The following is a 15,220-nucleotide window of genomic DNA, read 5'->3' as shown; positions in this document are numbered from 1 at the left end:
GGGGCTTTCCGCATGGGGCGCGCGAGGCCATGATACGCAATAGGACCCCGCCGGATCATCCAATCCTCATGACACGACCCAATTGGCAAGCTGACCCGAGCGAGATCGCGGCGATTGTCGCGGCCCGCCATGGCGATCCCTTTGCGGTCCTCGGCCCCCATGAGACCGGCGACGGCCTCGTCATTCGGGCCTTCATCCCGAGCGTACAGACGCTGACCGTCGAGACGCCGCAGGGGCAGCCCGTCGCCGAGCTGGAGCTGATCCACCCGGACGGCTTTTTCGAGGGGCTCGCCGCTATAGACCCAGGCGCGCCCTATGTTCTGGCCGCGTCGAACGGTCAATCGCAGTGGCGCTTCGCCGACCCTTACGCCTTCCCGCCCTTCCTCGGCGCGATGGACGACCATCTCTTCGTCGAAGGCGCGCATCGCAAGCTCTACGAGCGTCTGGGCGCCCATGTCACGAGGCATGTGGGCGTCGAGGGGACCAATTTCGCCGTCTGGGCCCCGAACGCCAGGCGCGTCTCCGTCGTCGGCGACTTCAACCAATGGGACGGGCGGCGCGCACAAATGCGCAAGCGCGTCGATAGCGGGATTTGGGAGATCTTTCTTCCCGGAGTCGCGGCCGGCGCAGTCTACAAATATGAGATCCTCGGCCGCGACGGACATCTCCTGCCGCTGAAGGCCGATCCTTTCGGCTTCGAAGCGGAGCTGCGCCCCTCCACGGCTTCAGTGGTCGCATCCCCTGCGCCCTATCGATGGGGCGATGAGATTTACCTTCGCGCGCGCGCCGAGCGCGACCCGCGACGCGCGCCCATGTCGATCTATGAGGTTCACCTGCCCTCCTGGCGGAAGGCGGATGGATGGCGCTTCCTCACCTATGACGAGCTGGCCGATCAGCTTGTCCCTTACGCCGCCGACATGGGCTTCACCCATATCGAGCTTCTGCCGATCAACGAGCATCCGCTCGACGCCTCCTGGGGCTATCAGCCGATTGGCCTGTTCGCGCCGACGCGTCGCCATGGCGACGCGCAAGGCTTCAAGCGCTTCGTCGACCGCGCGCATCAGGCGGGGCTCGGCGTCATCCTCGATTGGGTTCCCGCGCATTTCCCGACCGACGAACATGGCCTCGCGCAATTCGACGGCGGGCCGCTCTACGAGCATCCCGACCCGCGCCGCGGCTTTCACCCAGACTGGAACACGGCAATCTATGATTACGGGCGGCGCGAGGTTTCAAATTTCCTGATCGCCAATGCGCTCTACTGGTGCGACCGCTTCCACATCGACGCTTTGCGCGTCGACGCCGTCGCCTCCATGCTCTACCTCGATTACTCGCGCGATCCGGGCGAATGGGCGCCCAATCCCGACGGCTCCAACGACAACAAAGACGCGGTCGCGTTTCTTCAAAACGTCAACACGCTCGTTTACGGGCTCTACCCCGGCGTCATCACCATTGCGGAAGAGTCGACGTCCTGGGCCGGCGTCACGCGGCCGGTCGACATGGGCGGGCTCGGCTTCGGCTTCAAATGGAACATGGGGTGGATGAACGACACGCTGCGCTACATGTCGTCCGATCCCGTCTATCGCAAATGGCGGCACAATGAGATCACTTTCGGCCTGCTCTACGCCTTCGCCGAGAATTTCGTGCTGCCGCTCTCGCATGACGAGGTCGTCCATGGCAAAGGCGCGATCGTCTCGAAAATGCCCGGCGACGAGTGGCGGCGCTTCGCCGGCGCGCGCGCCTATTACGGCTTCATGTGGGGCCACCCGGGTAAGAAGCTTCTCTTCATGGGGCAGGAATTCGGTCAGACAAGCGAATGGGATTATGCGCGCGAGCTCGAATGGGGGTTGCTGGCGCACGCCTTCCACAAGGGGCTGCGCGATTTTATTCGCGACCTGAACCATCTCTATCGCAGCCATGAGGCTTTGCATGCGCGCGATTGCGAGAGCGAAGGATTCGAATGGGTCGTCGTCGACGACGCAGCGAGTTCCGTCTTCGCCTTTCTGCGCTACGGCGCCCGCACGCGGCCCATACTCGTTGTCTCGAACTTCACGCCCGTGCCGCGGCCTAATTACCGCCTCGGCCTGCCCTACGCCGGGCGCTGGCGCGAAATCCTCAACTCGGACGCCAGCCTTTACGGCGGCTCCGGACAAGGCAATCTTGGCGGGGTGGAGGCGAAGGAAGAGGGCTTCGCCGGCTTCCCGGCGATGGCCGAGATTCAAATCCCGCCGCTCGCCACTTTGTTCTTCGAATTCGACAACGCCGGACTACAATGAAACTGCGAATCGCAGACTGGGTGTGACTGATGGCCGCCTATGACAATCCGCCTTTCGCGCGCCACGCCATGGCCTATGTTCTCGCTGGCGGGCGCGGCTCGCGGCTCATGGAATTAACCGACCGGCGCGCCAAGCCCGCGGTCTATTTCGGCGGCAAATCGCGTATCATCGACTTTGCATTGTCCAATGCGCTCAACTCCGGCATTCGCCGCATCTGCGTCGCGACGCAATATAAGGCGCACAGTCTCATCCGCCATTTGCAGCGGGGCTGGAGCTTTTTTCGCGTCGAGCGCAACGAGAGCTTCGACATTCTACCGGCGAGCCAACGCGTCTCCGAAGATCATTGGTATCTCGGCACGGCGGACGCTGTTTATCAGAACCTCGACATCATCGAGGGCTACGATCCAAAATACATTGTGCTGCTCGCGGGCGATCACGTCTACAAGATGGATTACGAACACATGCTCAAACAGCATGTGGAGCAAGGCGCGGACGTCACCATCGGCTGTCTCGAAATCCCTCGAAGCGAAGCGTCGGGCTTCGGCGTGATGCATGTCGGCGATGACGACCGCATTATCTCCTTCATCGAAAAGCCCGCCGATCCACCCGCCATGCCCGGCCATCCCGATCGCGCGCTCGTCAGCATGGGCATCTATGTCTTCGAGGCGAACTTCCTCTACGACCAGTTGCGCCGCGACGCGCAGGACCTTGCGTCCACGCATGATTTCGGCAAGGACATCATCCCTTACATCGTGAAGCACGGCAAAGCCGTGGCGCATCATTTCTCGCGCTCCTGCGTGCGCGCGGCAAGCGAGCCGCACGCTTATTGGCGCGACGTCGGCACTGTCGACGCCTATTGGGCGGCGAATATCGACCTCACCGATTTCGTGCCGCAGCTCGACCTTTATGACCGCAACTGGCCGATATGGACCTATGCGGAGATTACGCCGCCCGCCAAATTCGTGCACGACCAGGTGGGGCGCCGCGGACAGGCGCTTTCTTCGCTCGTTTCCGGCGGCTGCATCGTCTCCGGCTCGACGCTGCGCCGCTCACTGCTCTTCACCGGCGTGCGCGTGAATTCCTACGCATCGGTCGAGAATGCAGTGATCCTGCCTTACGCCGATATCGGCCGTTCGGCGCGGCTCACCAATGTCGTCGTCGATCGCGGCGTGCACATTCCGCAGGGCCTCGTCGTCGGCGAGGACCCTGAGGAAGACGCGCGGCGCTTCCGGCGCAGCGAGCAGGGCATTTGCCTCATTACGCAGCCGATGATCGACAGGCTCGCGCCATGACTCTTCGCGTTCTCGCCGTCGCCTCCGAGATGAGTCCGCTCGTCAAAACCGGCGGGTTGGCCGATGTCGTCGGCGCGCTGCCGGGCGCCCTTGCGAGTGAAGGCGTCGAGACGCGCACGCTCATCCCCGGCTATCCGGAAGCGCTTGCGGCGCTCGGCGCGGGCGAAACGGTTCTGTCTTTCGACGATCTCTTCGGCGGGCCCGCATGGGTCCATGCCGGTAGTCTCCGCGCAAGCGTCGTCTATACGCTCGTTGCGCCGCATCTTTATGCGCGCGAGGGCGGGCCTTACACGAATGCGGAGGGCGTCGATTATCCGGACAACGCCTTCCGTTTCGCTGCGCTCGCCTGGGTCGGCGCACAGATGGCGCAGGGCGCGCTCGCCGATTTTACGCCGGATGTCCTGCACGCCCATGATTGGCAGGCGGCGCTCGCGCCCGCCTATCTGCATTACAGCGGCAGGCCGCGGCCGGCGACGATCGTCACCATTCACAACATCGCTTTCCAGGGGCAGTTCGCGAAGGAGCTGCTCACGGAGCTGCGCCTGCCGCCCGAATCCTTCCGGATGGAAGGCGTGGAATATTACGGCGCGATCGGCTTTCTCAAAGCTGGCCTGCAGCTTTGCGACCGCATCACCACCGTCTCGCCGAGCTATGCGCAGGAGATCGAGACGCCCGAATTCGGCATGGGGCTCGACGGCCTGCTGCGCGCGCGGGCCGACGTCGTGAGCGGCATTCTCAACGGCGTCGATGAAGACGTCTGGAACCCCGCCACGGACGAGCGCATCGACGCGACCTATGACGCCGCGACCCTCTCCGCCCGCACGAAAAACAAAGTGGCGTTGCAAAAGCGCATGCATCTCGACGCTGACCCCGAGGCTTTTCTGCTGGGCGTCGTCAGCCGCATGTCCTGGCAGAAGGGGCATGATATGCTGCTCGCCACTCTGCCGTCGCTCATGGCGCGTCACGCGCAGCTCGCCTTGATCGGCACGGGCGAGAAGCATCTCGAAGAAAGCTTCCTTGCCGCGCGGAACGCCTATCCCGGCCGCGTCGCCGTGTGGGTCGGATACAGCGAGGATCTGGCGCATCTTATTCAGGCGGGCGCCGATGCCTTCCTCGTTCCGTCGCGCTTCGAGCCTTGTGGGCTGACGCAGCTTTACGCCTTGCGCTACGGCGCGGCGCCGATCGTCTCGCGCGTCGGCGGATTGAAGGATACGATCGTCGACGCGAATGAGATGGCGCTGCAGGCCGGCGTCGCCACAGGTTTCCAATTTTCACCGCCGACAGCGGAGGCGCTCGACATCGCGCTTCGCCGGGCGCAGGAAATTTTCAGGGACAAGGACACGTGGCGCAAATTGCAATTGAACGGCATGAGCACGGACGTCTCCTGGCGCCATCCGGCGAAACGCTATGCGGCGCTGTATCGCGAGGCGATCGCCTCGCGAAGTTGAGGGGCTTCTTGCCCCCTCCCTGTCCCTCCCCCGCTAAAGCGCTATCGGATTCACACATCGTAGAAGGTCAGCGCGGCTCCGAACTTTATTCGTCGAAAGTCGTCGAGGCCCTGGCGCATTACTTTGGGGCCGGGCTTTCCGTAATAGGCGGTCCAGCCGCCGAGCCTGGCGACGACCCAGGCGGCGAAGGCGAGGCTGCCTTTGCGGTGGGGGTTCTTCTGGCGGGCCGTCGCGCCCTCGAGCTTCGCCGAGACGGCCTCGAGCAGCGCTTCGTCCTCGGGCTCGAAAGCGTCCGTCAGCAACTGGTCGGTCGCGCCGTCGCGCGCCTTGACCAGTTGCATGACCGTCACCGCGGCGACCGCCGTCGCCGCCACCAGCTTGATCATCACTTTCGGATCGCAGATGTCGGCCTGCTCGATCTCGAAGCCCGCCGTCTTCAGCGTGCGGAAGAATTCCTCGATGGTCCAGCGCATTCGATAGAGGTCGATCACCCGGCGCGCCTCGGCCAGGCTCGTCGCCGCATGGGTCGTGAGAAGCCGCCAATGAATGGGCGCGACGCCCTCCGCGGCCCCGACCTCGCGCACGTCGACCAAAGTCACGCCGACCGCGTCCGGCAAGTCGCGCGCGCCGTGGCGCGGCTTGCGCAAAGTGACCGGCGAGACGCGGACCGCGAGCGCCGCCTTGCGCGCCTTGCGTCCCGGAGCCGCCGGGATCTCGGCGACGAAGCGGCCCGCCTCGGCCAATCCGTCGGCGAAGGGGAACAAAAGCTCGATCGCATCCTCGCCGTCTGCGGCGATCGTCCGGTTCTGGCAGGCGCGCACAATCAGCTCCACGCCGCCCGGACGCTGCGCGAGATGCGCGTAGATGTCGCTCTCCCGATCCGAGACGACAGTGATCCGCTTCGCCGCCGCGAAATCCTCGCGCGCATGCGCCGCCACATCGAGCCAGCGCTGCGATTCCTTGTCCGCGAGCGCGCGCGAGCGCCGCGCCGCGACCTTGGCCCCCGTGTCGCGGTTCCAGACCTCGGCATGAGCGAGGCCGAGCAGCGCGCCCGTGCCGGCGTCGAGCGCCAGGGCCGCGTGCAGCAAAAGGCCGCGCGTCCCGCCGCCCTTGCCGACCGGCCCATAGCCGTTCGCCTGCGCGCGCTTGCCGCCGAGCGCCAGCTCGCTGGTGTCCTGCGCCACCACTATGTCGCGACCCGCCGCCCGCGCCGCTGTGAGCCCGGCGGCGTGCCGCGCCATCTCCTCGGCTGTCACTGCAGGATTGCGCAGGAAGCGCGCGAGCCGCACCTCCTGCGCCCGCCGCCCGCCGGCGATCCGACGGATGCGCGCGCACGGCCGCGCGACGAGGCCCCGATGCAACGAGACCCCCCTTTTTCCAGGCGGCGGTCGCCGAACCGCCCCAGTCCATACGAAATCGCCATGCCCCACCCCGCGAATCAATACGCGACCCACGGAATCAAACAGACCCCACCGAGGCAATCACGATGTGTGCATTCGATAGCGCTAAAGCGGGAGAGGGGACGCTCACGATCGGCATAGTGGATAAAGGCGACAATCTGTCCCCTCTCCCGCGCAAGCGGGGGAGGGCTAGGGAGGGGGCCTGATGCGCATCTCCCCCGGCGCCCCCGAACCCCTCGGCGTCACGCTCGACGATACAGGCGCCAATGTCGCCGTCTTCTCGGCCCATGCCGAAGAAATTCATCTCTGTCTTTTCGATGCAAGCGGCGCTGAAACGCAGCGCATTCGCCTCCCGGCAAAAACCGGCGACGTCTTCCACGCACATATCGAAGGATTGAAAGACGGCCAGCGTTACGGCCTGCGCGCTTACGGCCCCGACGCGCCGCATGAAGGCTACCGCTTCAATGGCGCCAAGCTTCTCATCGATCCTTACGCGCTCATGCTCGATCGGGCGGCGGCGCTGCATGAAAGCATGTTCGCTTCCGGCGCGGCTGCTCAGGAAGACAGTGCGCCTTTCGTCGTCAAATGCGTGATAACGCGCCCGGAAGCTGCGTCGCCTTTGCGCCCACGCCATTTGTGGCGCGACACCATCATCTATGAGATGCACGTTAAGGGCTTCACGGCGACGCATCCGGATGTGCCGCCGCAGTTGCGCGGCACATTCGCGGGCCTCGCGCATGAGGCGTCCATCGCGCATCTCACAAAGCTCGGCGTCACCACGCTCGAACTCTTGCCCTGCGCCGCCTGGATCGACGAGCGCCATCTGCCGGCGCTGGGTCTCACGAATTACTGGGGCTACAACCCCATCGCCATAATGGCCCCCGATCCGCGCCTCGCCCCCGGCGGATGGCGCGAGGTGCGCGAAGCGGTCGAAGCGCTGCATGCGGTTGGGCTCGACGTCATCATCGACGTCGTTTTCAACCATACGGGCGAGAGCGACGAATGGGGACCGACGCTTTCGCTGCGCGGTCTCGACAATGCGAGCTATTATCGCCTCAACGACCGCGCGCGCTATGTGAATGACGCGGGCTGCGGCAATATCCTGGCCTTCGACCGCGCGCCCGTTGTGCGTCTCGCCATGGATGCGCTGCGCGCCTGGGCGATCTATGGCGGCGTCGACGGATTCCGCTTCGATCTCGCGACGACGCTCGCGCGTGATCCCTCTGGCTTCAATCGCAACGCGCCGTTCCTCGCCGCCCTGCTGCAAGACCCCGTCTTGCGCGATTTGAAGCTCATCGCCGAGCCCTGGGACATGGGCCCCGGCGGCTATCAGCTCGGGCATTTCCCGGCCGCCTTCGCCGAATGGAACGACCGCTACCGCGATTGCGTGCGGCGCTTCTGGCGTGGCGACGCTGTCGGTGTGGCGGAGCTTGCCACCCGCTTCGCCGGCTCGCAGGATTTCTTTCCGCGCCGCAGCCCGTCGCGTAGCGTCAATTTCATCACCGCCCATGACGGTTTCACGCTGCGCGACCTCGTCTCCTATGAGCGCAAGCACAATGCGGCCAATGGCGAAGAGGGGCGCGACGGAACGACCGAAAATCTCTCCTGGAATAATGGCGCAGAAGGCGAGACCGACGATTCGGCAATCATTGCGGCGCGCGCGCGCGACCAGCGCAATCTGCTCGCAACGCTGCTGTTCTCGCGCGGCACGCCGATGCTCTCCATGGGAGCGGAGCTCGGCCATACGCAAAAGGGCAACAACAATTCTTATGCGCAGGACAATGAAACAAGCTGGCTCGATTGGGGGGCGGCCGATCCTTCGCTGATCGAGACGGTCGCGCGGCTTATTGCGCTTCGCAAAGCGCATGTCTGTCTGCGTGACGATCGCTTTCTCGATGGCGGGGCGCAGGATGAAACGCTTCTTCCCGACGTCGAATGGCTCGGCGCCGACGGCGCGCCGATGCGCGAGGAAGACTGGCGGCGCGGCGACGCTGAGACGCTGATTGCGTCGCTTTATGCGAATGGCGACCGCGCGCTCGTAATCCTCCATCGCGGCCCGGCGCCTCGCGAAGTGACGCCGCCACCCACGCGCGACGGTTATGACTGGCGCGTGGCTTTCGACCCCTCTGACAGCGCCGGAGTCTCGGTCGTTGCCGGCGGGCTGACAGCGCCGGCGCGCAGCGTCCTGCTTCTCGTCGAAGAAAAAACCACCGTGCGCCGCGCGCCCGCTCCCGTAGCCGACGCCCTGCTCGCGCATCTTGCGGAAGCTGCCGGAATCGCCCCGCATTGGCGCGACGTCGACGGCGCGGCGCATGACGTTCCCCGAGAGACGCTCCTGAACCTGCTGGCAACCCTCGGCCTGCCGGCGCAGACGCGCACTGAGGCCACAGACAGCCTCGTCCGCCTCGCAGACGCGCGCGATCGACGCGCGCTACCGCATCACGCCGTCGCGCGTGACGGAGAAGCAATTACTTTGCGCCTCGCCGCCGCTGATTGCCGCGCGCCGTCGAACCTTATTTTATCGGATGAAACCGGGCGCGACGAGCGCATCGTGAAACTTCCGACACTCTCCCCCTATACGTGGCGGGGCGTGGATGGTCGCGTGACGCACGGGTATCAGGCGCAATTGCCGCCCCTCGATTCAGGCCGCTACATTTTGCGCGCGGAGCATGAAGACATCGCCTGCCGCCTGATCGTTTCGCCCGCGCAATGCTATTTGCAGCAGGAGCGTCGCGACTTCGGCATCTCCGCGCAGCTCTATTCCTTGCGTCGCGAGGGCGATCAGGGGATCGGCGACTTCACAACGCTTGCGCGGCTCGCGCGAAACAGCGCCGAGGCCGGCGCGGCGCTTGTCGCGATCAATCCGCTGCATGCGCTCTCCTCCCAGGATCGCTCGCGCGCGAGCCCCTATTATCCGTCGGACAGACGCTTTCTCGATTCGCTCTACATCGACCTCGAAAGCCTCCTTGGCGACGGCTTCAATGAGACAATTGCGCGTGCGCTCTCGACGCGCGACACGGTCGATTATCCGGCCGTTCATGCGTTGAAACAGCAGGCGCTCGAAAAAGCATTCGCGCGTTTCGATGCGCTGGCGCATCAGCAGCAAGACCACACGCTCGTCGCCGACTTCACGAAATTTATCGCTGAAGGCGGCGAGGCGCTGACGCGTTTTGCGCTGTTCGGGACGATCAGCGAAGCGCGCGGCGGCGAGGATTGGCGCCAATGGCCGCAGGAGCTGCGCGACGGCGCGCCACATGCGCTCGCCGCTTTTGCCTTGGAGCACGCAACGCGCATTCGCTTCCAACGCTTCCTGCAGTGGATCGCCGATCGCCAATTCGCACAAGCGGCGCAAGACGCGCGCGACGCGGGCCTTGCGCTCGGCTTCTGCCGCGACCTTGCCGTCGGCGCCGCGCCCGATGGCGCCGAGAGCTGGAGCAAGGCGTCGCGTCTCCTCGACGGCTTCTCGATCGGCGCGCCACCCGATCCCTTCAGTCGCGAGGGCCAAAGCTGGGGATTGCCGGCGCCGAATCCGCTGGCGGTCGAGAAAGACGGCGGCGCGGATTTCGCCGAGCTGCTGCGCGCCAATATGCGTCACGCCGGCGCGCTGCGCATCGATCACGCCATGGGGCTGGCGCGGCTTTTCCTCGTGCCGGAGGGCGAGAAGGCCGGCGCCGGCGCCTATGTCTCCTACCCGTTAGAGACCTTGCTGGCGCAGCTTGCACTCGAGAGTCGGCGCGCCGGCTGCATGGTCGTCGGCGAAGACCTCGGCACGCTGCCCTGGGGTTTCCGCGAGCGACTGGAGGCGGCGAATGTGCTGAGCTATCGCGTGGTCTGGTTCGAGCGCGCCGGCGCGGGCTTCATCCGGCCGAGCGATTATCCGGTAAAGGCGATGGCTTGCGTCTCCACCCATGACCTGCCGACCCTGGAAGGGTGGTGGCGCGGCGCGGATATAGACGAAAAAGAAAGGCTTGCGCTTCTCGCGCCTGAAGCGGCGGCGGCCGAGCGCGAAACGCGCGCAAAAGACAAGCGCGCGATGCTCGACGCCTTGCGCGACGAGGGGCTGTTCAACGCCGCTGCGGAAGATATGGCGTTCGACGATGCGCTCGCGGCTGCGCTGCATCGCTTCGCCGCCCGCGCGCCGTCTTTGCTCGCCATGGCGCAGCTCGACGATCTGGCTGGCGAAAGCGTCGCGGTCAATCTCCCTGGCACGGATGCGGAGCGGCCCAACTGGCGGCGCAAGCTCGGCCCTTCGGTAGAAGCGCTTTTCTCGACCCCGCGCGCGGCGGCGATCATCGCTGGGATTCGCCGCATTTCGGTCTAGATTGAGTCGGCATAGTCGCGGCTCTTCATGGAACCAGGCTATATGGCGCGCATGACATGGGCGAGCGAGCAACTGCGGACAGGCGAGGGGCGTGGTCTCTTCGTCCTGCTGTCGCTGGCCGCCGCCCTTTCCGCGCAGGCTGAGGAAAAGGCGGGCGATTCAAGCGATCTATCGATCAAGCGCCTGGAGCTGCGCGGGGTCGAGAGCACGATAGACGAGGCGAGAGAGCGGGCGAAGAAGCTCGAAGGAGAGATCGCCTCGCACGCCGCCATACGCGAAAACCTCACCAAAGTGCTGCTCGAGGCGACCGGCCGTCTGCAGGAGACGGAAGAGCACGCGGCCCAGATCGAAGAAAGACTGGCCAAGCTTGCCGGTGACGAGAAAAAAATCGTCGACTCGCTGGATAGCCGCCGGGCGACGATCGGCGAGGTGCTGATGGTTCTCCAGCGCATGGGCCGGCGCCCGCCGCCCGCGCTCCTGGCCCGCCCGCAAGATATTCTCGACGCTCTGCGCGCCTCGCTGGCGCTGGGCGATATGCTGCCGCAAATGCGCGCCGAGGCGCGCGCGCTGCAGGACGATCTCGCCGAGCTTGTCCGTCTTCGCGACATGGCCCGCCACGAGCAGGACCGCCTGAGCGAGGAGAAGAAGGCGCTGGCCGAGCAACGCGCGCGGCTCGGCGACTTGATCGCCATGCGGCAGGAGGCGATCGAGACCGCGCAATCGGCGATGCAGAAGGAGGCCGCGCGCTCTGCGGCGCTGGCGCGGCAGGCGTCCAGCCTGAAAGATCTGATCACGCGCATGGAGGCCGAAAGCGAAGCCGCCCGCAAGGCGGCGGAGGCGGCGCGCAAGGCCGATGAGGAACGGGCGGCGGCGCAGGCAAAGCTCAGCGAGGAGCAACGCCGCAAGGCGCTGGCGGCGCCCTTCAAGGACGCGGCGCGTCTCGCGCCCGCTGTCTCCTTCGCCGACCTCAAGGGCAAGCTCAACTTCCCGGTGGCGGGGCCGGTGCTGAAGCGCTTCGGCGCGCCGGACGGTTTCGGCGGCAAGGAAAAAGCCTATTACATCGGCGCAAGGGACAATGGCGTCGTGGTCGCGCCCTCCGACGGCTGGGTTCTATTCTCGGGACCATACAGAAGCTACGGACAACTCTTGATCCTTAACGCAGGCGACGGCTATTATGTCGTCCTGGCCGGCATGAATCGCTCAAACGTGAACGTCGGACAATTCGTCCTGGCGGGCGAGCCGGTGGCCAGCATGGGAGACGGAGCCGCGCAGACGGCCGCAACCGTCGCGATCGGCGCGAAACAACCCATTTTATATGTCGAGTTCCGCAAGGACGGTAACTCGATCGACTCGAGCCCATGGTGGGCCAAGTCAGACAGTCGGAAGGTCGGCGGATGATTCGCAAAACTGCTCTAATCGCTACCGGAATCGTCATCGGAGCCGGAAGCGCGACGCTCGGCCAACAGGCTCGCGCTCTGATCGGCGCGCCGGCCGCCGCCGCCACCACCGCCGATACGTATAAAAATCTGAGCCTCTTCGGCGACGTGTTCGACAAGGTCCGCGCCGATTATGTCGAGAAACCAGATGAGCAGAAGCTCGTCGAAAACGCCATCAACGGTATGCTCACCTCGCTCGATCCGCATTCGAGCTACCTCGACGCCAAGGGCTTCAAGGACATGCGGACGCAGACCGAGGGCAAGTTCGGCGGTCTGGGCATCGAAGTCACCCAGGAAGACGGCCTCGTGAAGGTTGTCACGCCGATCGACGACACGCCGGCCTCGCGCGCGGGCATCATGTCGGGCGACCTCATCGGCGCCATCGACGACGAGAACGTCCAGGGCATGACGCTCAATCAGGCCGTCGACAAAATGCGCGGCCAGATCAACACGCCGGTCAAGCTGACGGTCTACCGCGGCAAGGACAAGGACAAGATCGAGGTCAAAATGACCCGCGCCGAGATTCACATCAAATCGGTGCGCTCGCGGACCCAGGACAATGACATCGCCTATGTCCGCATCTCCCAGTTCAACGAGGAGACGGCAGACGGCCTGCGCAACGCCATGGCCAAGGCGCAGCAGGAGATCCCGGCCGACAAGTTCAAGGGCTATATCATCGACCTGCGGAACAATCCGGGCGGTCTGCTCGACCAGTCGATCCAGGTGGTCAACGCCTTCATCGACAAGGGCGAAATCGTCTCGACGCGTGGCCGCAACGCCGACGAGACCCAGCGCTACAACGCCCGTCCGGGCGATCTTTCCAAGGGCAAGCCGGTCGTCGTGCTGATCAACGGCGGCTCGGCCTCGGCCTCGGAGATCGTCGCCGGCGCGCTGCAGGACCACAAGCGCGCGACGCTCATCGGCACGCGCTCCTTCGGCAAGGGCTCGGTGCAGACCATCATCCCGCTCGGCGGCGCGGCCGGCGCGTTGCGCCTCACCACGGCGCGCTACTACACGCCGTCGGGCCGCTCGATCCAGGCCAAGGGCATCGATCCCGACATGCAGATCCTGCAGGACGTGCCGGACGAGCTGAAGGGCAAGGACGACACCAAGGGCGAAGCCTCGCTCAAGGGCCATCTCAAGAACGGCGAGGACGAGAAGTCGGGCTCGCAGGCCTATGTCCCGCCGGACGAGAAGAAGGACAAGCAACTGACCGCGGCCATCGACCTGCTGCACGGCAAGTCCCGGGCGCAGATCATCGCCGAGCAGACCAAGGAAATCGCCAAGGACTCGACAAAAGCTCCGACCAAGGCCAATTAAGCGGGGCGGACAGGGCTAGAAAAGCGGGCGCCGCAGGAAAGCGGGGTCCGCTTTCTCATTTCTGGGGGTTGGGCGCCGCTGCTCTGGATTCCCGATCGCGCTTCGCGCGTCGGGAATGACAGCGGGCGCTTAAAAGGCGATGTCATTCCCGACAGGCGAAGCCTGATCGGGAATCCAGAGGCCAGATTATCGAAGGATCCGACGTTCCACGATGCCGAATATCCTCGACTACGCCAATCCGACGCGCTTCCTCAATTTCGCGCGCATCGTCCTGCCCTGGCTCTCCGGCCTCACGCTCATTCTGCTCGCGGTCGGGCTCTACGGCGCCTTCACCGCGCCGCCCGACTATCAGCAGGGCGAGACGGTGCGGATCATGTATATCCATGTGCCGTCGGCCTGGCTGGCGATCTTTGCTTATGTCGTGATGACCTCGGCCTCGCTCGGCGTTCTGGTCTGGAAGCATCCGCTCGCCGACGCCGCGCAGAAGACCGCCGCCTCGCTCGGCGCCGCCTTCACTTTCGTCTGCCTCGTCACCGGCTCGCTGTGGGGCAAGCCGATGTGGGGGACCTATTGGGTGTGGGACGCAAGGCTCACCTCGATGCTGGTGCTGTTCCTGCTCTATCTCGGCCTCATCGCCGTGCGGCAGACCATGGATGACACCCCGCGCGGCGCGCGCATCGCCTCGATCATGACGCTGGTCGGCGCCATCGACATTCCGATCATCAAATATTCGGTCGATTGGTGGAACACGCTGCATCAGCCGGCTTCCGTCTTCCGCATCGGCGGGCCGACGATCTCGGGCTCCATGCTGTGGCCGCTGCTGGTCATGGCGCTCGCCGGAACGCTTTTGTTCCTGACCCTGCATTTCATGGCGATCCGCAATGAAATCCTGCGCCGCCGCCTCGCTCGCCTCTCGATGCAGGCGCTGCAGGAGGCGGCCCGGGACGAAGGCGAGGCGCCCACGCTCGAGGCCGCGCAATGAGCGAACATCAAACTTTCGTGGCGCTCGCCTATGCGATCGCCTTTCTGACGATCGGCGGCGCCGCCGCGCGCATCATTCTCGACTACCGGCGCCTGAAGGGCGAGCTTGCCCGCTTCGGCGCCAAGGGGCAAAGGGATGAGGGCCAGCGGGATGAAGGAGGCGCGGCGTGAGCGAACCCGTCATCGCCCAGCGTTCGCCGCTGCGTTTTCTGCCTCTCATCCTTTTCGCCCTGCTCGCGGGGCTGTTCCTCATCCGGCTCTTTGCCGGCGACGCCTCGCGCATCCCTTCGGCGCTGATCGGCAAGCCCGCGCCGACCTTCAACCTTCCTGCTCTCGATGGCCTCAAGGACACGCCCGGTCTTTCGACCGAAGACCTGCGCAAGGGCCATGTCAGCGTCGTCAATATTTTTGCGAGCTGGTGCGCGCCCTGCCGGCAGGAACATCCTGTGCTGATGGCCATGGCGCGGGATGCGGGGCTGAAGGAGAAAGGCGTCGAAATCTATGGCCTGTCCTATAAGGACGAGCCCGCCAACGCGCTGGGCTTCCTGCAGGCGGGCGGCAATCCCTTCCAGCGCGTCGGCGTCGATCCGGCGGGTCGCACGGCGATCGACTTCGGCGTCTATGGCGTGCCGGAAACCTTCGTGATCAAGGGCGACGGGACCATCGCCTATAAATTCGTCGGGCCGTTGTCGCCGTCGGCGGTGGCGACGACGCTCCTGCCGGAGATCGAAAAGGCGATGGGCAAGTAA

The 15,220-nt window shown here is 65.1% G+C and carries 10 protein-coding genes; 9 read left to right on the top strand and 1 reads right to left on the bottom strand.

Annotated features, from left to right (window positions below; genetic code table 11):
* Positions 1 to 68: 68 nt before the first annotated feature.
* The 3 genes from glgB to glgA are packed head-to-tail and all read left to right on the top strand — an operon-like array spanning position 69 to position 5,013.
* Positions 69 to 2,273, top strand: coding sequence for a 1,4-alpha-glucan branching protein GlgB (glgB, locus tag QNA11_RS14430; protein ID WP_283483571.1), 2,205 nt, complete (start codon positions 69 to 71; stop codon positions 2,271 to 2,273).
* Positions 2,274 to 2,302: 29 nt separating this feature from the next.
* Positions 2,303 to 3,565 carry a glucose-1-phosphate adenylyltransferase gene (glgC, locus tag QNA11_RS14425; protein WP_283483570.1) on the top strand — a complete coding sequence of 421 codons (1,263 nt, stop codon included), beginning with the start codon at positions 2,303 to 2,305 and terminating at the stop codon, positions 3,563 to 3,565.
* Positions 3,562 to 5,013 carry a glycogen synthase GlgA gene (gene glgA / locus QNA11_RS14420; RefSeq protein ID WP_283483569.1) on the top strand — a complete coding sequence of 484 codons (1,452 nt, stop codon included), beginning with the start codon at positions 3,562 to 3,564 and terminating at the stop codon, positions 5,011 to 5,013. Before glgC ends, glgA begins: the two co-directional genes overlap by 4 nt.
* A 50-nt stretch (positions 5,014 to 5,063) precedes the next feature.
* Here glgA and QNA11_RS14415 read toward each other — a convergent pair whose 3' ends face one another.
* Positions 5,064 to 6,374: an IS4 family transposase gene (locus tag QNA11_RS14415; RefSeq protein ID WP_283482376.1), complete on the bottom strand. Its 1,311-nt coding sequence runs from the start codon at positions 6,372 to 6,374 to the stop codon at positions 5,064 to 5,066.
* A 244-nt stretch (positions 6,375 to 6,618) separates the two neighbouring features.
* Here QNA11_RS14415 and glgX point away from each other — a divergent pair, with 244 nt between their 5' ends.
* The 6 genes from glgX (at position 6,619) to QNA11_RS14385 (ending at position 15,220) form a co-directional block, all read left to right on the top strand.
* A complete protein-coding gene (gene glgX / locus QNA11_RS14410; RefSeq protein WP_283483568.1) occupies positions 6,619 to 10,734 on the top strand; it encodes a glycogen debranching protein GlgX in 4,116 nt (1,371 codons plus the stop codon).
* 42 nt (positions 10,735 to 10,776) lie between these two features.
* Positions 10,777 to 12,132 (top strand): murein hydrolase activator EnvC family protein, encoded by a 1,356-nt coding sequence (locus tag QNA11_RS14405; RefSeq protein WP_283483567.1) that lies wholly within the window; start codon positions 10,777 to 10,779, stop codon positions 12,130 to 12,132.
* Positions 12,129 to 13,490: a S41 family peptidase gene (locus tag QNA11_RS14400; RefSeq protein WP_283483566.1), complete on the top strand. Its 1,362-nt coding sequence runs from the start codon at positions 12,129 to 12,131 to the stop codon at positions 13,488 to 13,490. The genes QNA11_RS14405 and QNA11_RS14400 overlap by 4 nt, the downstream gene beginning before the upstream one ends.
* A gap of 211 nt (positions 13,491 to 13,701) precedes the next feature.
* On the top strand, positions 13,702 to 14,472 hold the full coding sequence (locus QNA11_RS14395) for a heme ABC transporter permease (protein WP_283483565.1): 771 nt from the start codon (positions 13,702 to 13,704) through the stop codon (positions 14,470 to 14,472).
* Positions 14,469 to 14,642, top strand: coding sequence for a heme exporter protein CcmD (ccmD, locus tag QNA11_RS14390; RefSeq protein WP_283483564.1), 174 nt, complete (start codon positions 14,469 to 14,471; stop codon positions 14,640 to 14,642). The genes QNA11_RS14395 and ccmD overlap by 4 nt, the downstream gene beginning before the upstream one ends.
* On the top strand, positions 14,639 to 15,220 hold the full coding sequence (locus QNA11_RS14385) for a DsbE family thiol:disulfide interchange protein (RefSeq protein WP_283483563.1): 582 nt from the start codon (positions 14,639 to 14,641) through the stop codon (positions 15,218 to 15,220). Before ccmD ends, QNA11_RS14385 begins: the two co-directional genes overlap by 4 nt.

This window comes from Methylocystis sp. JR02, from assembly GCF_030063565.1.
GTDB lineage: Bacteria > Pseudomonadota > Alphaproteobacteria > Rhizobiales > Beijerinckiaceae > Methylocystis > Methylocystis iwaonis.
Note: the sequence above shows the minus strand (reverse complement) of the source record. Positions and strands in the feature narration are given on the sequence as shown.

Coding starts and splice junctions, on each gene's coding strand:
- glgB (WP_283483571.1), top strand. CDS start 69: ATGACACGACCCAATTGGCAAGCTGACCCGAGCGAGATCGCGGCGATT.
- glgC (WP_283483570.1), top strand. CDS start 2,303: ATGGCCGCCTATGACAATCCGCCTTTCGCGCGCCACGCCATGGCCTAT.
- glgA (WP_283483569.1), top strand. CDS start 3,562: ATGACTCTTCGCGTTCTCGCCGTCGCCTCCGAGATGAGTCCGCTCGTC.
- glgX (WP_283483568.1), top strand. CDS start 6,619: ATGCGCATCTCCCCCGGCGCCCCCGAACCCCTCGGCGTCACGCTCGAC.
- QNA11_RS14405 (WP_283483567.1), top strand. CDS start 10,777: ATGGCGCGCATGACATGGGCGAGCGAGCAACTGCGGACAGGCGAGGGG.
- QNA11_RS14400 (WP_283483566.1), top strand. CDS start 12,129: ATGATTCGCAAAACTGCTCTAATCGCTACCGGAATCGTCATCGGAGCC.
- QNA11_RS14395 (WP_283483565.1), top strand. CDS start 13,702: ATGCCGAATATCCTCGACTACGCCAATCCGACGCGCTTCCTCAATTTC.
- ccmD (WP_283483564.1), top strand. CDS start 14,469: ATGAGCGAACATCAAACTTTCGTGGCGCTCGCCTATGCGATCGCCTTT.